The sequence below is a fragment of the Pseudomonas sp. ASL3 genome, assembly GCF_056680425.1.
Window position 1 is genome coordinate 4,474,436 of record NZ_CM155281.1, and the last position, 21,426, is coordinate 4,495,861.

18 protein-coding genes are annotated in these 21,426 nt (G+C 57.6%); 5 read left to right on the top strand and 13 right to left on the bottom strand.

Features of this window, described 5'->3' with window-relative positions:
* Nucleotides 1-76 precede the first annotated feature (76 nt).
* Entirely contained in the window at nucleotides 77-718 is a 642-nt protein-coding gene (locus tag AC1MEE_RS20715) for an MBL fold metallo-hydrolase (protein ID WP_480411430.1), read from the bottom strand.
* A gap of 176 nt (nucleotides 719-894) precedes the next feature.
* On the opposite strand from AC1MEE_RS20715, the gene AC1MEE_RS20720 reads away from it, so the two are divergent.
* Entirely contained in the window at nucleotides 895-1,311 is a 417-nt protein-coding gene (locus AC1MEE_RS20720) for a DUF6306 domain-containing protein (protein WP_480411431.1), read from the top strand.
* 36 nt (nucleotides 1,312-1,347) lie between these two features.
* On the opposite strand, the gene AC1MEE_RS20725 is transcribed toward AC1MEE_RS20720, so the two are convergent.
* The 7 genes from AC1MEE_RS20725 to AC1MEE_RS20755 form a co-directional block, all read right to left on the bottom strand.
* Nucleotides 1,348-1,632 (bottom strand): helix-turn-helix domain-containing protein, encoded by a 285-nt coding sequence (locus AC1MEE_RS20725; RefSeq protein WP_480411432.1) that lies wholly within the window; start codon nucleotides 1,630-1,632, stop codon nucleotides 1,348-1,350.
* Nucleotides 1,629-2,954 (bottom strand): type II toxin-antitoxin system HipA family toxin, encoded by a 1,326-nt coding sequence (locus AC1MEE_RS20730; protein ID WP_480411433.1) that lies wholly within the window; start codon nucleotides 2,952-2,954, stop codon nucleotides 1,629-1,631. Before AC1MEE_RS20730 ends, AC1MEE_RS20725 begins: the two co-directional genes overlap by 4 nt.
* 123 nt (nucleotides 2,955-3,077) lie before the next feature.
* Entirely contained in the window at nucleotides 3,078-5,819 is a 2,742-nt protein-coding gene (locus tag AC1MEE_RS20735; RefSeq protein WP_480411434.1) for a winged helix-turn-helix domain-containing protein, read from the bottom strand.
* A 199-nt stretch (nucleotides 5,820-6,018) separates the two neighbouring features.
* On the bottom strand, nucleotides 6,019-7,425 hold the full coding sequence (locus tag AC1MEE_RS20740; protein WP_480411435.1) for a DUF1329 domain-containing protein: 1,407 nt from the start codon (nucleotides 7,423-7,425) through the stop codon (nucleotides 6,019-6,021).
* Between the two features lie 29 nt (nucleotides 7,426-7,454).
* Complete coding sequence (locus AC1MEE_RS20745; protein ID WP_480411436.1) at nucleotides 7,455-9,392, bottom strand: DUF1302 domain-containing protein; 1,938 nt, start codon at nucleotides 9,390-9,392, stop codon at nucleotides 7,455-7,457.
* A gap of 337 nt (nucleotides 9,393-9,729) precedes the next feature.
* Nucleotides 9,730-11,412, bottom strand: coding sequence for a fatty acid--CoA ligase (locus AC1MEE_RS20750; protein ID WP_480411437.1), 1,683 nt, complete (start codon nucleotides 11,410-11,412; stop codon nucleotides 9,730-9,732).
* Nucleotides 11,413-11,577: 165 nt separating this feature from the next.
* The gene (locus tag AC1MEE_RS20755; protein WP_480411438.1) at nucleotides 11,578-12,762 is read right to left on the bottom strand and encodes an MFS transporter; all 1,185 of its coding nucleotides are present in this window, start codon (nucleotides 12,760-12,762) and stop codon (nucleotides 11,578-11,580) included.
* An 84-nt stretch (nucleotides 12,763-12,846) separates the two neighbouring features.
* On the opposite strand from AC1MEE_RS20755, the gene AC1MEE_RS20760 reads away from it, so the two are divergent.
* Nucleotides 12,847-13,632, top strand: coding sequence for an AraC family transcriptional regulator (locus AC1MEE_RS20760; RefSeq protein WP_480411439.1), 786 nt, complete (start codon nucleotides 12,847-12,849; stop codon nucleotides 13,630-13,632).
* Between the two features lie 326 nt (nucleotides 13,633-13,958).
* Here AC1MEE_RS20760 and AC1MEE_RS20765 read toward each other — a convergent pair whose 3' ends face one another.
* The 5 genes from AC1MEE_RS20765 to AC1MEE_RS20785 all read right to left on the bottom strand — a co-directional run bounded on the left by AC1MEE_RS20765 (nucleotide 13,959) and on the right by AC1MEE_RS20785 (nucleotide 17,963).
* Nucleotides 13,959-14,588, bottom strand: a complete 630-nt coding sequence (locus tag AC1MEE_RS20765) for a LysE family translocator (RefSeq protein WP_480411440.1) — start codon at nucleotides 14,586-14,588, stop codon at nucleotides 13,959-13,961.
* 160 nt (nucleotides 14,589-14,748) lie between these two features.
* The gene (locus AC1MEE_RS20770; protein ID WP_480411441.1) at nucleotides 14,749-15,540 is read right to left on the bottom strand and encodes an ABC transporter ATP-binding protein; all 792 of its coding nucleotides are present in this window, start codon (nucleotides 15,538-15,540) and stop codon (nucleotides 14,749-14,751) included.
* Nucleotides 15,541-15,558: 18 nt separating this feature from the next.
* Nucleotides 15,559-16,302, bottom strand: a complete 744-nt coding sequence (locus tag AC1MEE_RS20775; protein ID WP_480411442.1) for an ABC transporter permease — start codon at nucleotides 16,300-16,302, stop codon at nucleotides 15,559-15,561.
* A 16-nt stretch (nucleotides 16,303-16,318) separates the two neighbouring features.
* Nucleotides 16,319-17,041: an ABC transporter permease gene (locus AC1MEE_RS20780; protein WP_480411443.1), complete on the bottom strand. Its 723-nt coding sequence runs from the start codon at nucleotides 17,039-17,041 to the stop codon at nucleotides 16,319-16,321.
* A 64-nt stretch (nucleotides 17,042-17,105) separates the two neighbouring features.
* Nucleotides 17,106-17,963 carry a transporter substrate-binding domain-containing protein gene (locus AC1MEE_RS20785; protein ID WP_480411444.1) on the bottom strand — a complete coding sequence of 286 codons (858 nt, stop codon included), beginning with the start codon at nucleotides 17,961-17,963 and terminating at the stop codon, nucleotides 17,106-17,108.
* Between the two features lie 439 nt (nucleotides 17,964-18,402).
* Between AC1MEE_RS20785 and AC1MEE_RS20790 the strand changes: the two genes are divergently transcribed.
* The 3 genes from AC1MEE_RS20790 to AC1MEE_RS20800 all read left to right on the top strand — a co-directional run bounded on the left by AC1MEE_RS20790 (nucleotide 18,403) and on the right by AC1MEE_RS20800 (nucleotide 21,422).
* A complete protein-coding gene (locus tag AC1MEE_RS20790; protein WP_480416289.1) occupies nucleotides 18,403-19,353 on the top strand; it encodes a LysR substrate-binding domain-containing protein in 951 nt (316 codons plus the stop codon).
* Between the two features lie 62 nt (nucleotides 19,354-19,415).
* On the top strand, nucleotides 19,416-20,381 hold the full coding sequence (locus AC1MEE_RS20795) for a 2-hydroxyacid dehydrogenase (RefSeq protein ID WP_480411445.1): 966 nt from the start codon (nucleotides 19,416-19,418) through the stop codon (nucleotides 20,379-20,381).
* Nucleotides 20,382-20,423: 42 nt separating this feature from the next.
* Nucleotides 20,424-21,422, top strand: coding sequence for a methyltransferase (locus AC1MEE_RS20800; RefSeq protein WP_480411446.1), 999 nt, complete (start codon nucleotides 20,424-20,426; stop codon nucleotides 21,420-21,422).
* Nucleotides 21,423-21,426 lie beyond the last annotated feature (4 nt).

Below are 21,426 nucleotides of genomic sequence, written 5' to 3' on the forward strand. Positions count from 1 at the left end.
ACGTGAGGCCGAGGGCCTTTGCCGCGATTGGAACATTACTTTAGGAAAAAATTCCTTAACCGCCTCTGAACAAATTTCACGCCCGAACGAACGGGTTCTCGCGCATCTCGTCGCCCAATCGCGTATCCGGGCCATGACCGGTAACCACCGTCGCCTCTTCGTCCAGACTGTACAGACGCTGCTTGATGGAACGAACGATCGTCGCCTGATCCCCACCCCACAAATCCGTGCGCCCGATCCCACGTTTGAACAGCGTGTCACCCGCGATCAACAGCTTGGCATCCGCAAACCAGAAACTCATCGACCCCGGTGTATGCCCCGGCGTATGCAACGCCACGCCACAACCACAGGCCAATGCCTCGTCATCGGCTAACCAGCGATCCGGCGGCGGCACCGGCGTATAGGGCACGCCGAACATCTGGCATTGCATCTCCAGATTGTCCCAGAGGAACTGATCCTCCTTATGCAAGTGCAACGTTGCTCCGGTCTTCTCCTTCAACAACCCCGACGCCAGAAAATGATCAAGATGCGCATGGGTATGAACAATGCTCACCACCCGCAACCCCAACGCCTCCAGCCGCGCCAGAATCAATTCATGATCGCCACCCGGATCGACCACGATGGCCTGCTTGGTAATAGGGTCACCGATGATCGTGCAGTTGCAGCGCAAAGGACCGACGGGGAAGGTTTCGCGAATGAGGGTGGGTTGCGAGGACATTGGGTGCTCCAAAATCATTTGATGACGCGATTTTGGCAGAGCGTGGGGGAAAGCGATGCACCTTAAATGCAAAATTATTGATATCCGGACTCACTAATATTCATTGAATGTTTTAAACGCCGGGCGACTAATATAGATGTTTCATCATATCGGTCGTGGTCGCGAGGAAATTTGTTATGACAACCCTGCTGCTGAACGACATGATAAAACTGCTGCAGGAGCTTCTTGAGGCAGAGCGCGCTGGTGCCCGCCTGGCCCTGGACACACTCAAGGAAACCGATGACGACGGCCAGAAAAGCCTGTTGAACCAAATCCATATCGGTGAAGCCGAGAGCTGTCGGCGCATTCGGGATTGCATCAAGTATTTGGGCGGCGAACCGAGTGTGAACCTCGGCAATTTCTATGAAAAGGCGATGAAGATCGAGGACATTACTGACCGGTTATATTTCATTGATCGAGGTCAACGCTGGGTGATCAATAAAATTAAAGACAGCCTGGAAAATATCGACAATAAATTTGTACGCAAAGAGCTGGCGAATGTATTGAAAATACATGTGCTTAATAGTGATGCTTTTAATCTTGTTTACACGTGAGCCGACAGAAAAACAAAGTCGCCCATCAAGCCATTGCTAATGAGGGGCCTGGCGCCTGCGCAATGGCACGATTCCAACGCGCATCCCGAATGGCTTGAACACCCCATTGAGTGTCTGCAGCGTTGGATTACCTTCATCCTGTTCAAGCTGCCTGAGGGTACGCAGAGAGATTTTGCACATCCCGGCAAACTGCTCCTGACGCAGGCCCGTGATGTCAGTCCGCAAGCGTTTCACCGCCATACCTATGCTGATGCTGCCTGCGAGCAATTGCTCCTGCAACTCATCAAGGATGATGCCGCGCCGCTGGATTTCGTCATTCATAGCAGCCTCCATGCTTTCAAGGTTGCGTCCAGGCGATTGAGCGCAATGCGCGGATGATTCATCGTCTGCTCGGGCAAGCCCAACTCACTCAATAAGTCAGGTAGGGCGCGCAGTTGCTGCGCATCCTGTTTCAATGTCTCAAACAGGTGTTCAGGTGCCGCCCATGTCGCCAGTAACTGACAGGCCGCCAGCCAGTCGACCTCCCCCGCACGCTCGGTTTCACCCGGCCACTTTGTCGTGCGGGTGACCCCCTCTTCGTCCATGACCATCGGCGCCAGATCATAGATCGGGGCCAGGGTCAGGCGCTGCTCATCACGCAGGATGGCGGTATTACGTCCATGATTGTCACTGTTGCCCAGTATCTGATTGATCAGATCGCGACGCAGGTAATCACTGAGCAACGACTCGACTTCGTCTTGCTGACCTGCGCCAATCCAGGCATCGCTCAAGGCCGCAACGGCATCGATATGTGACATGTAACTGCCGGGACGAGTGACGCCTGCCAATGAATAAATTGATTCGACTGCGAGACGAATGACAACGCCACCAACGATCTGCCGATCAAAGCGCTTCATCCACAGGCTGGGTTTGTGCGCTTCTTCCAGGCTCATCCCGTCGCTGGTAATAGTGTCAATGCCCAGCCGGTTAAGAGCCTGGTAGTAGCAATACTCACTGCGCAGAATGGTGCGGTCGGTTTTGCTCGCTTTATTGCGAGGGAATTTTACAAACCAGTGCTGCTGAGCCTGCTCGTCAGCCAAGGTTGCATCAGGATGCAGCAGACCTTGTCGATCTTCGACCAACAACAATTTCGGCGCTTCACCACCTGCCCCGGTTGCGCCACCGATGGCGGCCCCCTGCTCATAGGCGTATTCGAGAAAACGCGTATCGCGTGCTATCACCTCGTCGCGACTAAAACCGATACCAGGGCCAGAAACCAAAACCTCGACCGATTCCTTGATCCGCAAATGTCCGACGGGCGCTGGCGTACACCGCCCGAGCAAAAGCAAATCGGCTTGCGTGGTTTCACCTTCCGGCACGGCCATGCGTTCCAGCAGAAAACGACGTGCTGCGCCTGAAGGCAAAATATCCAGGAGAAATGCAGGGCACTGGGCCGAGCGGTGCAAATCCCACCCCAACGGTATCGTGGCGCTGACAGACTGAGCGGTGCGACCCTCCAGGTAAGGCAATTGCTCAAGCAGGTAAGCATGCTCATAAGCAAAGCTGCACGGACTGGCTTGACCGGCTTCCGGCTTGTCGAAGCCCAGACGCATCGCGTCATGCCACTGGCCTTGCAAAAAAAGCTGAAGGGTCAGGTTGTACATTTAGGACTGCTCGGCATTTTAATGCCTAAATCCTAGGCTTAATGGTAAAAAAAGGCAATTTAATGCCTTTAAATCCTTAGAGTCGGCAAAAACAGGCACTAAAATGCCTATTAGCCTGAGCAATCACCCCAACAACCCCAACTCCTGCGCCCGTGCAACAGCCTGGGTGCGGCGCTCGACCCCCAGTTTGCTGTTGATGTGGCTGGCGTGGGTTTTCACGGTATGCAGAGAGATGAACAACTGTTCGCTGATTTCCTGATTGGAACAACCTTGTGCAATGAGCTGCAGCACCGCGAGTTCGCGGGCGCTGAGCTGTTCTGCTGCATGCAGGGGTTCACAGGGTTCACGCAGGGCGACTAAGGGCGGCAACAGATCCAGCAGCGAGTCGCGAGTCGCACCCGGAGCGGCTTGTTGCAGTTGTTCACGCAACCATTCGGGATGCTCGCTCACCAGCCAGTGGAAAGGCAGAAGCGCACCACCGGTGGCCGCTTGCAGGCTGCGGGTGAACAATGAACTCGCCTGGGCTTCTCGAGCGGTGCCCAACAGCGGCAGGATTTGCTGGATCAGTGCGACCACATACAGCCCCTGGGCACCGACCTTTTGCGCGTGCTGTTCGAGCGCGAGCAAACGTTGCTCTGACGCGGGCAACAGCCCTTGAATGCGTTCGAGCGCAGCGCGTTGCAATTCGATGTGCTGCGGCAATTGCGGATGATATTCCGGTGCGGCGGCGGCCTGATCGCCGCCATAGGTTTGCGCCAGTCGCACCAGCCAGGCTTCCGCCAGGTCGATGCGCCCCTGCACCAGCCACAGTTCGCATTTGACCAGGGTGATCATGGCCAGGTAATAGATCGGCGGCACGTCCCAGATGTGCATCAGCCGCTCTGCCTCGCCCAACGCTGCGAAGGCCTCGGCAAAACGGCCGTTGCGCCCCTCCAGGCCGGCGATCACGCAATGGCCGATCAACACGCTGATATCACGACAGGCCCGCGCTTCCGCCAACCCCACCGCCAACCGCGCACGGCCAGCCTCAGGTTGCATGCGCACGGTCAGCAGAAAGCCTTCGTACAACGTCAGCCGCCCACGAATGGCATATAACCGTTGCCCGGACAAACCCTTGAGCCGCTCCAGCCCCTGACGAACTTCGTCCAGAGCGCGCAATGTTTCACCGCGTGCCTGCAGCACCCGCGCCCGATCGTAATGGGCCAGGGCTTCGAACAGCGGATTGGCAACCCGCTGCGCCAGTTCAAGTGCCTCGCGATTGAGCACCCGGGCGCGCCACGGGTCGCCATCGACAATGGCCAGATTGGCTAAGGTCGACAAGCACATTAGCCGTTGGCCATAACGTTTGCGCGGCAGACTGAGCAGCGCTTCACTGCAATAGAGTTGGGTCCCGGCACTGTCGCCACGCCCCCGGGCGATGATCCCGCGGAGCGCCAACCACTGGGCAAGCATGGATTTTTGCGCGGTCGCCGAAGGCGCAGGCAGAAAACGACTCAAGTGGCTGGCCAGCTCTTCAGCCGCGTCCAGTTGGCAGGCCAGGCCCAGCGCCCAGCTGTACAGCACGATCAAGCGCGGCGTGCTGACCAGCAGACTGTCGGGCAAATCCATTTTCCAGCGCAGCAACATGCCGACGTTCTGCTCGGCCAGCAGTTGCTCTTCGGACAGGTTCTGCACCAGATTCGCGGCGACATCCAGATGCCCGGCACGCAAGGCTTGTTCGACGGCTTCATCGAGCAAGCCCTGATCGCTGAACCAACGACAGGCATTCAGGTGCAAACGGGTCTGCAACGGACCTGCCCCAGCGCTGGGTCGCGTGCGCAGTAGATCGGAAAACAAATGGTGATAGCGAAACCAGTGGCCATGCTCATCCAACGGCACCAGAAACACCTGATGCGCTTGCAGATAACGCAGCATTTCGGCGCTGTCATGGCTGTCGCGGGCGGCGTTGCACAGCTCAGCGCAAAATCGCTCCAGGCAGGCGGTGTCGTACAAGAACGCCTGAACATCCGCTGGCAGACAATCGATCACTTCTTCGAGCAGGTATTCGCGAATCAGCCCTTCCCCGCCATGCAGCGCTTGGGGCAAAGCGTTGTCACTGCCCGCTTCAGACGCTGCCAATAACCAGAAGCGCAGCCCCGCGACCCAGCCTTCACTGCGCTGAATCAGGTTTTGCAGTGCCTCACTGTTCAACGAACTGCGGTGCTGGTCGAGCACGGCCAGCGACTCGGCGTGGGTCAGGCGCAAGTCCTGCTCACTGAGCTCAAGCAATTGGCGCGACAACCGCAACCGCGCCAGATGCCAGCCCGGCCGCTGACGGCTGGTGACCATCACGATCAGCCCGGCGGGCAAGTGATTGAGGAAAAATTGCAGGCAGCGATCCAGCACCGGCCCTTGTGCCAGATGGTAGTCGTCCAACACTAGCAACAGTGGCTTGCTGAGTATCAAGTGGGTGGTCAATTCATCGAGCAGGCCGTCGAGCCATTCTTCGAATGCAAAAGGTTGATGCCGTTGGCGCATCTTCAACAAGCCCAGCGCCTGAGTACCCAACTGCGGGAAAAACTGTTGCAGGCCCGCGAGCAGACGTTCCAGAAACCGCCCGGGATCATTGTCGCGACGGCTCAACCCCAACCATAGACTTTGCCATTGGCCGGGCAGGCTCTGGCAAAACTCCACTGCCAGCGAACTCTTGCCGAAACCCGCCGGGGCGCTGACCAACAACAACCGCCCCGTCAGACCTGCACTCAAACGCTCACACAAACGTGGACGCAGTACATAACCTTCGGGCAACGGTGGTCGAAAAAAACGGCCCTCCAACGCTGGAACAGCGTGGTCGGCAAATGCTTGCAGACGGGACAAATCAGTCATAGCCGGCTCTTATTAAAGTGCTGTTATCGGCATTGCAGATGTCCGCAGACTAGCGGGTATGTCGGCCGTTTTGAAGAAATTTGGCGCACATTCGGAAAAAAGCCGCAACAAAGCTCAAAGCCCTCCCGTGAATACGTGCCCCCAATAGACAGCGCCCCGAACCAGTCGGGGCGCTTCGGTACGGCTTGACTACAGCAGGTTAGCGCACACCCATTTGACGAAGAGCCGAAGGCGAGAAATCGCTGGCGCTGGCCTCGAATTTGAAGTTATAGGCGGACTTCTCTTCGTTCTTCATACCGAGCGCCAGGTAGCGGCCCGATTGCAGATCGTAAAGGGTTTCCAAGGTGTACCACGGCACTTGCACGTTGTAGTAGCTCTGGGAGTGAGCCTCAGCTACGCGCCACAGCTGACCACGACCGTCGTAGTGATCGATCACCGCTGCCTGCCAGGTGTCTTCATCAATGTAGAAGTCACGTTTGGCATAAATATGGCGCTGGCCGTCCTTCAAGGTTCCGGTCACGTGCCAGACACGACGCAGCTCATAGCGCGCCAGATCCTGGTTGATATGGCCGGCCTTGATGATGTCAGCATATTTGAGTGCCGGATCGTCAAGCTTGTAGCTGTCGGAGGCGATGTACATTTCCTGCTTGCCGATCAGTTTCCAGTCGTAACGATCAGGCGCGCCGTTGTACATGTCGAGGTTGTCCGAGGTGCGCAGACCATCGGCTGCGGTACCCGGACCGTCATACGACACTTGCGGCGCGCGGCGTACGCGACGTTGTCCGGCGTTGTAGACCCAGGCCAGGCGCGGCTCTTTAACCTGATCGAGGGTTTCGTGGACCAGCAGCACACCACCCGCCAGACGCGCGGGAGCGGTTACTTCCTGCTTGAAGTAAAAAAGGATGTTGCTCGCATCGCCCGCCTTTTCGTCCTCGTCAGACGCCTTGGCTTTTGCATCGTCTGCCGTCGATTTTTTTACGTTATCGCGAAAGACGAACTGGTCCTTGAAGTAAACCAGATTGAACGAGCCATTGGCCTGCGGCGTGGCTTGGGTCACCAGACGCTGCACGCTGCCGCCGCGGTAGCGCGTGATGTGGTTCCAGATGACTTCGACACCATTTTGCGGGACCGGGAACGGAATCGACGTTTTGAAGTTTTCCAGACCGTTACCACCGGAAACCAAGGTGGTCTTGGTGGCGTTGGCTTTAATCGCCGCGAACACATCATCCGGCACGGTCGCGCCGCGATGGGAGGGGAAGACCTTCATCTTGAAGGTGTCCGGATAGCGCTTGAACATTGCTATTTGCCCTGGCGCCAGCTTGTCCTTGTACTGATCGAGGTTTTGCGCGGTGATGACGAATAGCGGTTGTTCACTGGCATACGGGTCAGACAGAAACCCCTTGCCGTCCACCGCGCCCGCGTTTTTCGGCTGCGGGCTCCAGGCGGGAATTGTACCGGCAGCATTGCCCGCTTTTTCAGCCCCCATCGGCGTCAACGTTGTACCCAGCTTGGCAGCTTCGGATTCAGACACTGCAGCCATCACCCCGGTCGCCAGCAAAGACAGACCCAGTACACCGACTTGCAACAGACCCTTTGTTATCTTCATTTTCATAGTCGTCCTGAAAAACTGTCGTCTTAAAAGTTCACGCCGAAGGTGAGCGCAATGAAATCGCGGTCATCCACAGTGGTGTATTTGCCGCCGAAGAAGTCGGTGTATGAAAGACCGGCGGTGTAGGTGTTCTGGTATTCGGCGTCCAGGGCCAGGCTGACGGCCTTGCGCCCTTCTTCGAAGTTGCCGCCAGGGCCAGGTGAGTAGCCTTTGACGTCATGCGACCAGGCGACGCTTGGCTTGAGGTTGATACCGGAGAACACGCTGGGGTAGTCCCAGATGGCACGAGCGCGATAACCCCAGGAGTCAGCGGTCGCAAAGCCGTCGTTTTCGCAATACTTCGACACGTTGTCCTGAGACGCGCCCGCCAGGGTGCTGGTGTTGAGCGCGACGCACTGACCGTTAGGCAGAGGGCCCGGGCCGTAGCTCGGATCGCGGCCATAACGGACCTTGTCCGGGCTATCCAACCCACCCATGTGGGTCCAGCCCACTTCACCCACGACGGTCAGTCGCTCGGCGCCCATCACCTGATCGAAGAACTGGGTGAAGGTGGTCTGGAACTGAGTGATTTCCTTGCGACGATAACCCGGCTGATCAGCCCCCGGAGTACCTTTCAACGGCGATACGCTGGGGTTCAATGGTGTCAGACCGGAGAACAGGATGTCGGTGGTGTTGACTTGCACCGGCGCGTTAGGACGGTAGCTGAGCTCGCCGGCCCACGCGGTACCGGTAGGCAGCGTAGTTGAGAAGCTCAGACCATACAGACGGATATCTTCCGGGTACTCGACGTAGTAACTGGAGTTGGCCGCCACGACCGCTGGCAGCAGAGTCGGCGCCAAGCCTCTAGCAACCGACAGCGGAACACCATTGCGGACCAGCGAGCCAACCAGGTTGGCAGGGTTGTAAACGCTGGCCGGTGCGCCTTTGCCGCTGAAGATCGGGTTGCGGCTGTGGTAGTTCATGAAATAGGCACCGAACTCGGTGTCCAGTGGCTCGAAGTTATAGTGCGTGGCAAAACCAAATTGACCGCCGTTGCGCGGCTCACGGTCACGGCCACGGGCGACAATGGCGCCCTCGTCCGGACTACCAAAGTTGACGCCCTGTTGGGCCAACGAATTGAATATTGCGCCGCGCGCCGGAGCCGGCAGGCCCGCTCGCGTAAGGGCGTTATTAAGGCCACTCTGAGTACTCAGCACGGCCAGGTTAGTGTCGCAGCCCTTGGAGATCACGTCCGGCTGCGAGAAGAAGGTGCCGCAGTTATCGGTGACCGTCTTGTCCCATCCAATCTGATAGAAGCCCTCGGCCGACAGGTTCTCGGTGATGTTTTGCGAGAGGTAGAACATGTTGACCGGAATCAAGCCTTCCTTGACTTCCGCGCCAGGACGGCGGAAGGCCGATACGTCGATCGGGTTGATCGAGTTGATACCGCCGCCGATGAAGGTACTTTCACCCCAACTGACAACTTGCTTACCCAACCGCACGGAACCCGGCTCATTGCCGATGGAGTAGTTGTGGTAAACGAAGGCATCGAGGAGCTCTGCGCCGGACGCTTTTGCTGCCTCGTCACGGTGGTTGTCGCTGATATTCTTGAAGTTAAGGTCGTCATCTTTGAGTTTGAAGTCGTACCAGTACTTGCCCCGGAGAAACACGCCGGTGTCACCGTATTTCAGCTCAAGGTCGTGAATACCCTTGAAGATCTTTGAGAACGTTTCCCCTTTCTTGAAATTCAAATGGCCGTCATCGGACGTCTGGGACAGGCCGCGGCCGCCGTTGTTGGCACCGATGAGGTTCTTGTCAGGGTTCGCCGTAGACCAACTGGCGCCTATGGAAAGAGACGAGTCAAACTGACCTTCGATTTCACCGACGTTGAAACTGACGCCAAATGCCGGACCGGCGAGCGTGGAAGCAAGACTGACGGCCAGAGGCAGTTTCGCCCGGCGCCAGAACTGGTTTACTGATGTCATCGACGCTACTCCATGTGCTTTTATTGTTATGCCAGTGGGCACTTCCAGGAACGACTCAAGTGCTCTTGAGTGTCACGCTCATCGGGCAACCCAGAAGGCTGCGATACGAGATTGCGTTTACAGCCGCTCTTGCCAAGAACCCGGGGCCGACTATAGCCAGCAGGGAGTACCGCTTGATCCCTCTAAAGTGTGATTTACAGCATCAAACCCTCTGGCACGGGTATTTCGAACCGCCCGTTGAAACGGGTGCCGGGGAGAATGACTTAAATTAAGGAATTGGCAAGCCAAGCGCTTGCTTGGGGGCTTGCCGTGCTCAGGGAGCACGGCAAAAAGACACTTAAAGTGTCGAGAGGAAGGTGCTGTTAGTCTTCTGCCACTCGAGGATATCCAGACGGATACGCTTCTTGTCGAGCTTGCCGACACTGGTCTTGGGAATTTCAGTAACAAGAGCGATCTGACTTGGAATCGCCCACTTATTGATGTGCCCAAGTTCGACAAAAGGCTTCAAGTGTTCCTTCAGCTCCTTGGCGCCGATGCTGTGCCCTTCGCGGATCACCAATAACGCGAAAGGTCTTTCACCCCATTGCGGATCAGCGATACCAACAACGGCTACCTCACGTACCGCCGGGTGGCGACTGACCAGATCTTCGAGTGCCAGTGAGGACACCCATTCGCCACCGGTCTTGATCACGTCCTTGATCCGGTCACGAATATCGATCACGCCCATGCTGTCCAGCGTCGCCACATCGCCGGTATGCAACCAGCCGCCTGCCCACAGCTCGGCACCTTTTTCCGGCTCACGGAAATAGCCCTCACTCAGCCACGGTGCACGCAATACCAGCTCGCCCTGGGACTCGCCATCCGCCGGCAGGAAGTTACCTTCAAGGTCAATGATCGCCGCATCCACCAGGACTCCCGGTACACCGGCCTTGATCCGATAGGTGATGCATTCGTCTTCATTGCCCGCAAGCATCTCTTCGTTCAGGTGCGCCACAGAGATCAACGGCCCGGTTTCCGACATACCGTAAGCTGCGGTCAGTTGGATGCCCCGGGACTTGGCGGCTTCATACAACGCCCGGTTGAGCGAGCTGCCGCCAATGATGATTTTCCAGCCGGAGAAATCCACCCCCTGCGCCGCTTTGGCATTGAGCACCATCTGCATGATGGTCGGCACACAGTGGGAGAACGTGACCTTTTCCTTACGCCACAACTCCACCAGAAATTCCGGATCGTAACGACCGGGATAGACCTGCTTGAGTCCGAGCATGGTCGCGGCATAGGGCACGCCCCAGGCATGCACATGGAACATCGGGGTGATGGGCATATACACGTCGTTGGTGCCGAGCAGACGCACGCTGTCGACACAGCCCATGATCGTCGCCACGCCCATGGTGTGCAGTACCAATTGCCGATGGGAGAAATACACGCCCTTCGGATTACCGGTGGTACCGGTGGTGTAAAAGGTGGTGGCTACCGAGTTTTCGTCGAAATCCTCGAACTCGTACTGAGTGCTTGCCGCTGCCAGCAGCTCCTCGTATTCGCCGACCAGGTTGGGCAAATCAGCGGTTTTTTCCGGGGCATCGGTAAGCAGGATGGTTTTCTCGACCGTGGTCAGCTGCCCCGCAATCGCTTGATAGAGCCCCACGAACTCACAGTTGACCAGCACGAACTTATCTTCGGCGTGGTTCATGGTGTAGAGAATCTGTTCCGGTGACAGGCGCACGTTGATGGTGTGGATCACCGCGCCAATCATCGGGATCGCAAACATGCATTCCAGGTAACGATGGCTGTCCCAGTCCATCACCGCCACGGTATCTCCGGCCTTGACCCCGGCAGCGGTCAAGACATTGGCCAGACGAGCAATGCGTTCATTGAGGGTCGGATAGCTGTAACGCAATTTGTCCCGGTAGACGATCTCGCGAGTTTTTTCGTAGCGGCTGCCGGACATCAATAACCGCTTGATCAACAGAGGGTATTGGTAGGCGCCATCAGCTGGCGGAATGACGCGAGTCTGCAACATAAGAGTCCCTTTTCTGAGTGCACGGTCTTGGCTGAAAAATATGCACTTTAGAGACCTTACCCGCCAGCTAAATCAGCCAAAGGGATGATTTGCAGGCGAGCGGGCATGCAGGCTTTTCGCCACCCTACCAGCACACTGATTGGCACTTTTATTGGCGCATCGGAATCAAGCCGCCTGCCCTGTCGGAATCTGCGCCGGAGTCCGTGGGAAAATCAGCGCAGCGGTGAAGGTCAATGCCGCGAATCCAGCAAGGATCAGGTACAAGCCTGCAAAGCCCTGACGCGGCTCGACAAACGCAATCAGCGGAATCGCTGCCGCACTGGCGCCAAAGGACAAGAAGTAACGCAGGGCGAACACTCTCGATTGCCACTGCGGCGCGACGAAGCTGGCAACCATTGCGTCGTTCACTGTGACCTGGCCGAACGCCACGAACATAAAGCCTGCGCCCAGCAGAATCAGTGGCCAGCCCTCGGCGTACGCCAGGCCGAAGAGAAACGGTGCCTGACACAATGTCAGTACGACAAACGGCAGTTTCAGGCTGCAGCGATCAAGCAGACGGCCAATGATCAATTGCGCTACCGCGCCGAAGGCATACGCCAGACTGACAATAATCCCGAGGGTTTGCGGCGAGGCTAACAGGTCGTGCAAACGGTCCTGAAACAATTTCGGATAGGTCATGGTGGTCGAGTTGAACACCACGCCCCCGGTCGCAGTGGCCAGCGCCAATGTACTGAACACCATGACCATGGAGATCCGCTGCCCCGCCTTGCCTTTGGGCGCGGTATGAACACGCACCGGAATGGGCTCATCCTTGACCTTCCAGGCAAACAGCAGACCCACGATGATCGCCATGCCGCCGGGCAAAATGAACGCAGCACGCCAGCCGAAATGCGCCACCAGCAGGCCGGTAAGGAGTGCCGAGAACGCTATGCCAAAGTTGCCCCACATACCGTTAATGCCGATTTCGCGCCCGCGGTTTTGCGCATACGCCACCAGCATGGCCGTACCAACCGGGTGATAAATCGCGGCGAAGACCCCCACCAGCGTCATCCCCGTGGTCAGCATTGCGGTGCTATTGCTCAACCCGGTGAAGATCGAAGCAGCACCGATCCCCAAAAAAAACAGCAGCATCATCTGCCGCCGGCTCCAGTGATCGCCCAGCCATCCGGCCGGCAGCGAACAGGCGCCAAAAGCTATGAAACCGCCCAGCGACAGACCGATCAACCGGGCGTAATCCAGCCCGAAGGCCTGGGTCATACCCAGCACGGCAGCGGGGAAAATCAGCATGAACATGTGATCGATCACATGGGCGGCGTTAATAAATCGGATGACGGTTCGAGGAGAGTTCATGGCAGCACGCTTGTCGTTGTTGTGTGCGCTTATGCTAAGTTGGCCAAAAAACGCATTCCTGACAATAAACTCATCGAATCAGACATGTTAGTTAACCATCTGCACTATGCGCCGGTCAGCGCCCATCCCCGTGACTATCCCGATGGCGCCCATCAAGAACCGCACCTGCACCGCGAAGCACAATTGCTGTACGCGATAACGGGCCTGATGCGTCTGGTCACGGCCGACGGTGCCTGGGTGATTCCGCCGACGCGAGCGGTATGGATTCCGCCGATGATCGAACATGAGATTTTCATGTCCGGTGAAGTACGCATGCGTTCGCTGTTTATCGCCGCAGAACATTGCCCCGCCGACCTCGACACCTGCTGTGTACTGGCTGTGACGCCATTGCTGCGCGAGCTGATTCTGCGCGCGGCGCAAGGGCCACAACACGCCACGAATCCGCTGATTCAGCAACTGATGCTCGAGGAAATCGCCGCGCTGGAAAACGTGCCGCTGCACATCCCCATGCCCCACGACCGGCGCCTGCTGGCCATTTGTATGGCACTGCTAAAAACCCCGGATCATGCCAATACGCTAGAAGATTGGGCGCAACAGGTAGGCGCCAGCTCGCGGACATTGGCCCGGCTGTTCAATCAGGAATTGGCGATGAGTTTTAATGCCTGGCGCCAACAATTGCGCCTGGTGGAAGCTTTGCCACGCCTGCTCGCCGGGGACAGCGTGCAAAGCGTGGCGCAAAGCCTGGGTTACGGCAGCGCTCGGGCGTTCAGCGCCATGTTCAGCCGTTTGCTGGGGGAAAATCCGCGGGAGTATGTGAATGCGTTGGGGCGGTTGAGTGCCGTGACATTGAATTCGCAGCGGGACGCGTAGTTGCAAGCCTGCTCTTATCAAACAACCTATAAGTCGTTGAAAATGGGTATAAATTTTAAGGCCTGCACCGATCCCATGTAGGAGCTGACTTGTCTGCGATCGGCTGCGAAGCAGTCGCAAAATGGCTGGACACGATATCGCTGGAAGGTCCTTCGGCCCTTTTCGCAGACAAGTCAGCTCCTACGCCCTCCGGGCAGAATCGAGACCCAGTTTGCTGCGCGACAGCGCGGCGTCGAAGACGGGGGGTGATCTCCCACAGAGTAGATGATCAATTGCGGGAGCAGGCTTGCAACTACGCGTCCGCTGCGAAGAGCCCCCGCCCTGAATCAATGAATCGACGTAAACGCCAACTTCACGCCCAGCGCGACCAATACCGCGCCCATCGCCCGATCGAACCAGTGGCCCATCCGCGCAAAACCGGCGCGCACGCGTTCCTGGCTGAACAGCCGGGCGACGAGGCAGAACCAGATGCCGGTGGCGACCGCCAGGTACACGCCATAACCGGCCTGCACCCATAGTGGCGTGTGCGGATTGATGACGACGGTGAACAGCGACAGGAAGAACAGCGTCGCCTTGGGGTTCAAGCCGTTGGTGACGAAACCGCTGGTGAAGGCGCCGCGTGCGGTGCGTTCGCCCACCGGCAACTCGACGGGGGCGTCGCTGGCGCTGGCCGGCTTGGCGCGCAGGGCCTTGATGCCGATGAACAGCAGGTACGCCGCAGCCGCCCATTTCAACGCGTTGAACAGCACGATCGATTGCGAAACGATCAGGCCGATGCCCAATAACGAATAGCCCACATGCAGGAAAATCGCCGTGCCGACGCCCATCGCCGTCCAGGTGCCGGCCTTGCGACCGTGGGTCACGCTTTCGCGCACGACCACGGCGAAATCCGGGCCAGGGCTGGCAACAGCGAGCAAGTGAATCAGGGCAACGGTAAGAAATTCCGTCCAGTACATGGGGGCCTCCGCCTCGGGCGTAGAGATGAGCATGAGCGCTACAGGCCCGCCACATTACGCCTTCGCTCATCCCTGCAAAAGGTACAGTTGAGGACAAATGAACAGGCCATCGAGCCAAAGGTGGCGTGGGTGACTCACACCCACGCTGGCTCGGAATGACTCAGTCGGTATTTCTCTGCTGGTGGCTTGAGACGAACTGACGAAAGCGCTCGGTCGGCAGGCCTTCGAACAATTCCGCCGGAGAGCCCTGTGCGTCGACCAGGCCGCCATGCATGTAGATGACCCGATTGGACACGTGACGGGCAAAGCCCATCTCATGGGTCACGACCAACATGGTGCGACCCTCTTCTGCCAGCGAGCGCATAACCCGTAGTACTTCACCAACCAACTCAGGGTCCAATGCCGAGGTAGGTTCGTCGAACAGCATCACCTGCGGATTCATCGCCAGCGCCCGGGCGATCGCCACGCGTTGCTGCTGCCCGCCAGACAAGTGAGCAGGGTAATGATTACGGTGCTCATACAAGCCGACTTTGTGTAGCAACTGCTCAGCGTCTTCAATGCACTCGGCACGTGGACGCTTGAGCACTCTCAACGGGCCTTCGATCACATTCTGCAGAACAGTCATGTGCGACCAGAGGTTGAAGTTTTGAAACACCATGCCCAGTCGGCTGCGCATGCGTTCGACTTGACGGGCGTTGCTCGGTAGCAGCCGACCATCCCGATGACGCGCCATCTCGATGGTCTCGCCATCCAGACTGATGGTGCCCTCGTCCGGTGTTTCCAAAAGATTGATACAGCGCAGAAAGGTACTTTTGCCTGAACCGCTGGCGCCAAGAATCGAAATAACATCGCCTTTGTGTGCATCCAGGGAAATGCCCTTGAGCACATGCGCCGGACCGTAAGACTTTTGAATATTGCTAACCGACAGGGCGGTGAGTGATTGAGTGCTCATAACAAGCTCCGCAGCAAATCAGGGATTAGAAGGTGACGTAACCGGCGCTTTGGTTTTCGGCGAAACCCCGGCAGGTCTTTCACGAAGATGGGGCGACAGGCGATGTTCGATCCAGGCGACAGCGCGCACGACCAGGAAGTTGAGGACCAGGTAGATCAGCGCGGCGCAGATGAACACTTCCATGGTGCGATAAGTGCGCTGGATGATCTGCTGAGCGACCCCGGTAACGTCCCAAACGGTCACCAGGCTGGCCAGTGCCGTCGATTTGACAAGCAGGATGGCTTCCGTGGAATAGGCTGGCAGCGCCTGGCGCAGCGTGACGGGGGCGATGATCCGATACAGCAATGTCCAGGGCGACATGCCGATGGCCTGGCCTGCTTCGATCTGTCCGTGGGGCACACTGAGCAGACCGCCACGAATGATTTCTGCAGTGTAGCCAGCCGTACACAGCGCGAGGGAAACGACGGCGCACCCGTACGGTGATTTCAGTACCACCCAGGCGAAGCTGTCTCTGATCGCCGGAAACTGTCCCAGGCCGTAATAGATCAAAAACATCTGGATCAACAGCGGCGTGCCACGAAAGATCATGATGTAGAAACGCGCCGGGTAGCTCAGGATTCGCCAGCTACTGACACGCATTGCAACGATGCCCAGTGAGAGGGTCAATCCGAGTACAAGCGAGCAGAAAAACAGGGTCAGCGTGGTCGGCAATGCGGCCATCAGCTTGAGCATGGTATCGGCGAGAAAGGCGAAGTCGATCATTGAATACGCTCCCGTCTCAGGACTGGGTAGGGTTGCGACGCTGCGTGCGGCGCACGCGAGCTTCGGCAATGTTGAAAATACGACCCGAGAGTCCTGTCAGGATCAAGTAGAGGGTGCCTCCAACGATGTAGAACGTGAAGTATTGCCGGGTAGAGCCTGCGGCGACCTGACTGGCGCGCATCAACTCGACCAATCCAATCACCGAAATAAGCGCCGAGTCTTTCAGGCTCATCTGCATGACGTTGCCCAGGCCCGGTAGTGCGTAACGCATGATTTGCGGAATCAGGACGCGCCTGATTCGCATGGCGCGCGACATCCCGATGGCGAGTGCGGCTTCCAGCTCCCCCTTCGGCACGGCGATGAAAGCACCACGATAAACTTCAGCCTGGTACGAAGCGGAGATCAGTCCCACCGCAATGGCACCGACCAGGAAAGGAGGAACATCGATATAGCCCTCAGCCCCAAACCAATGACCGACGGCTGAAACAACGGTGGCGCCACCAAAATAGAACAGGTAAATCACCAGAAGCTCGGGAATGCCTCGAAATAGAATCGAATACAGATCCCCAAGGCCTCGCAGAGCGCGTCGGCGTGACAGCTTCGCAGCTGCAACCAAGCTTCCAAATAATGCGCCAATCAACAAAGCCGCCAGCGTCAACAGAAGGGTAGTGGCTGCTGCTTTGAGCAGCGCCATCCCCCAACCTGTTTCACCGAAGCTCAGCATCTGCAAGAGATTCATATACACGTTCCTGCGAATAACCCGTTTGAAGCCCGGCGCCGCAATGGCGCCGGGTACGCCAACATCAAGACTTAGGAGTCAAATCCAGCTTGAACCACTTTTCGCTGAGCTTTTTGACTGTACCGTCAGCCTGTGCTTCTTTCAGAGCCGCATCGAACTTGGCTTTCAAGTCCGCATCTTTTTGACGGAAGCCCAAGGCTTCACCCTCGCCCCAAATCGGACCAGCGATCTGTGGACCGGTGTAAGCAAGGTTTTTGTTTTCAGGCTTGTCCATCAGCGAGTTCAAAAAGGTCACGTCATCGAAAGCCACATCGATTCGACCGGCCTGTAAGTCCAGAATAGCTTCCGCCGAACTGCTGTACTCACGAACGGTGGCGACGTCTTTAAATTGCTCATCGATAAACGGGGTGTAGACCGTGCCGGAGGCGATACCGATGGTCTTGCCTTTCAGAGCCTTGCGCAGATCCTCGACACTTGCCCGAACTTGTTTCGAGTCGGTGCCCAAGGTGACCGCCGCTGCCTGACCGGTTTTACCCGGAAGCAACTTCGCGTCGAGTGCCACGAAGCTGGCCGGGGTACGCGCATAAGGAACGGAGAAGGTCATGACCTGCTGACGCTCTGGCGTGATCACGATCGCGTCCATGAGGACATCGAATTTGCCTGAGTTAAGACTTGCGATCATCCCGTCCCAGTTCTGCACAACCACGTTGCACTGCATCTTCATGCGTTGGCAGAGGATCTCCATCAGCTCGGGTTCGAAGCCGCCGATTTTTCCGCCTGGCAACGTCAAGTTCCAGGGTTCGTAAGCGCCTTCAGTGGCGATGTTTACAGACTTCCAGTCTTTGGCCTGCACGACTGGCATGAAAGCCAGTACCGCTGCGCCAACAGCTACACATCCAAACCAACTGATTTTCTTCGACATCGTGATCCTTCCTGCCCAGTCAAATGAGTGCGTGAGTGTATTCAAAGACCACAAATGCGGTCACCTATGCTTGTACATACAAGTACTAGCAATTTAAAAGCCAACTCGATAATCCCGCATAAAAAAGTGAATCGAGCCACAGCCCGACGGGTTTTCGGGCAGGTTCTGGCTGTAGCTCGCCCCCAGCTATGTGGGGATTACGCACCAATGAGGTGTTCCGGCGTTACTTTCCGAACCAAAAGTGTGCTTTTTCTGCGCGCACGGTTCGTCGACCGGTAGCAGTCAAGCCGGGGTTAGGGGGAGATTGATTGAGGCGGGGAAACAGTGGAGCCAGGAGATAACTCCTTGCCCGGCAGTCTATGGAGGTTTACACCTGAAGAAAATATGGCAAAATCTGTCTTGTTATTTAGTTTTTCTAAACTCTGTCACTGAGAGAACCATGAGTCTTTTACCGCCACTCCGATCACTGCAGGTCTTCGAAGCCGTAGGCCACTGTGGCGGGATTTCTCAAGCAGCCAAGCACCTGGGGATTTCGACCGGAGCGGTCAGCCAGCAAATGAAAATCCTGGAAGAAGCGCTCGGGCTGAGCTTGACCCACAAGGACGGACAGCGTTTACGCCTGAATGCCAGCGGCCAGCGGTTTCACTCGCGCTGCACCTCGGCCTTCGAGGAACTCAGACTCGCCGCTGCCGAAGTCGAGCGCTCAAAGAATCCGCACAACTTATATGTCAGCGCCCTGCCCTCGCTGCTGTCCAAATGGCTGGCCCCCCTGACCTATGAGTGGGAAAAGGAATTGGGATCGCCCACGCTGTATCTGGACAGCACCCTCACTGAAACGCTGGACGAAGAAGGCGTGGATTTTTTAATCAGCTACGGAGTAAACCTGGAAGCCGGAGCGCATTCCCTGGAGCTGTTCCAAGACTGCATCGTACCCGCCTGCTCTCCCAAGCTCACTGAATCCAGGGCGACCTTCACGGAGGCGCGAGCGTTATTACAGCTGCCCCTCATCACGATTGATTCCAGGCCAAAATTCGACTCGCCGCCCTCCTGGCATGAGTGGTTCGAATCAGCTGGCGCGCGGATCGATCAGCCGATCAACGTGCTGCGTAGCTATTCCGCTTCAAGCATGGCTATTCAGGCGGCCATTGATCATCAGGGCGTGGTCCTCGCCCACTACTCGATGATCGAAAAAGACCTGGCCGCAGGCCGATTGATCATTCCTTATTACCATGCAATTCAACTGTCGTTGCCTTACCAACTCTGCTGGAACCCTAATACATTGCATAAGCCGCAATGCCGCGATTTTCATCGATGGCTGGTCGCCCGTGGCAGGGATCAACAGAAACGGACGGATGAGCTGCTGGCGTTGACACAGAGAGCGAGCACGTAAAACGTTTTGTTTTTTTCCATCGTCCCTCTATTTTTACCCCCATTACCTCGGAGCCCTGACAGATGAGCAGCGATTGCAAAGCCGTTTTCCTCGACCATACATCCCTCGACCTGGGCGACCTCGACCTTAGCGTGCTGCGTGAGAACTTCAGCGACTTGCAGTTGCACAGCAGCAGTACGCCACAACAAGTGATCGAGCGCCTACAGGGCGCACAGGTGGCGATTACCAACAAGACCATGATCGATGCCAGTACATTCGCTGCGTGTCCAGATCTGAAGCTGGTACTGATTACCGCCACGGGTACCAATAATGTCGACCTGGTCGCAGCCCGTGAACACGGCGTTAGCGTCAGCAATTGTCAGGGGTACGGTACCCCTTCCGTGGCGCAACACACGCTGATGCTGCTGCTCGCCCTGGCGACTCGCCTGCCGGACTACCAGAACGCCGTGCAGCACGGTCGTTGGCAGCACTCCAAACAGTTCTGCCTGCTGGATTTCCCCATCGTCGAACTGGAAGGCAAAACCCTGGGCCTGTTGGGCCATGGCGAACTCGGCGGCGCAGTGGCGAAACTGGCCGAAGCCTTTGGCATGCGTGTGCTGCCGGGACAAATACCTGGCCGCCCGGCCCGCGCTGATCGCGTGCCGCTGCACGAGCTGCTGCCGCAAGTCGACGCACTGACCCTGCACTGTCCGCTCAACGAACACACCCGCGACATGATCGGCGCTCACGAGCTGAGCCTGCTCAAGCCCCACGCGTTTGTGATCAATACCGCACGCGGCGGCTTGATTAACGAACAGGCGTTGGCCGATGCGTTGCGCAACGGCCATCTGGGCGGCGCAGCGACCGATGTGCTGACCGTCGAGCCCCCCGTCAATGGCAACCCGCTGCTGGCCGGTGACATTCCTCGCTTGATCGTCACCCCGCACAACGCCTGGGGCAGCCGCGAAGCCCGGCAGCGCATCGTTGGCCAACTGATCGAAAACACCCAGGCTTTTTTTGCCGGCACACCACGACGGGTCGTTAGCTGATCAAGCTCTGTTAGACTTCGCCACTTTTTCAGGAGCCTAAAGATGGACCCGCGCAGTGAAGTGTTACTCCGTCAGTCCGAGTTGTTCCAGGGCCCTCTGCTCCTGGCCGGATTGCCTGCCGACGATCTGCTCGGGAAACTGCCGAACGCCCACGGCTGGTGCTGGCATGCCGGCGATCAGGCGGCACTGGACGCGCGTTTCGAGGGCCGCAGCCATTTTGGCGTCAACGCGCCGGAGCAGGCGTTCGAAGCCGCCGTGCTGTTTCTGCCCAAAGCCCGCGACCTGACCGACTACGTGTTGAACGCCCTGGCGTCCCGCCTGGCCGGGCGTGAGCTGTACCTGGTCGGCGAAAAACGCAGCGGCATCGAAGCAGCCGCCAAACAACTGAGTCCCTTCGGCAAACCACGCAAGCTCGACAGCGCCCGCCACTGTCAGCTGTGGCTGGTCACCGTGGACAACGCACCGCAAGCGGTGGCGCTGGAAAGCCTGGCCCACCACTATGAAGTCGAGATGGAAGACGGTCCGCTCAAGGTCGTCAGCCTGCCGGGTGTATTCAGTCACGGCCGACTGGATCGCGGCTCTGCACTGCTGCTGCAACATATCGACAAGCTGCCTAGCGGCAACGTACTTGATTTCGGCTGTGGCGCTGGCGTGTTGGGCGCCGCGGTCAAGCGTCGCTATCCGCATAACAGCGTCATCCTGCTGGATGTCGATGCGTTTGCCGCGGCCAGCAGCCGGCTGACACTGGCTGCCAACGGCCTGGAAGGCAAAGTATTGATCGGGGATGGAATCGACGCCGCACCGATGGAGTTGAACACCATTCTGAGCAACCCGCCTTTTCACGTCGGCGTGCATACCGACTATCAGGCCACCGAAAACCTGCTGCGAAAAGCGCGTCAACATCTGAAAAAAGGTGGGGAACTGCGCTTGGTTGCCAACAGTTTCCTGCGCTATCAGCCGCTGATCGAAGAGCAGTTCGGGGTATGCGCTGTGAAGGCTGAAGGCCAGGGTTTCCGCATCTACCGCGCGAAGCGCGCCTGAATAA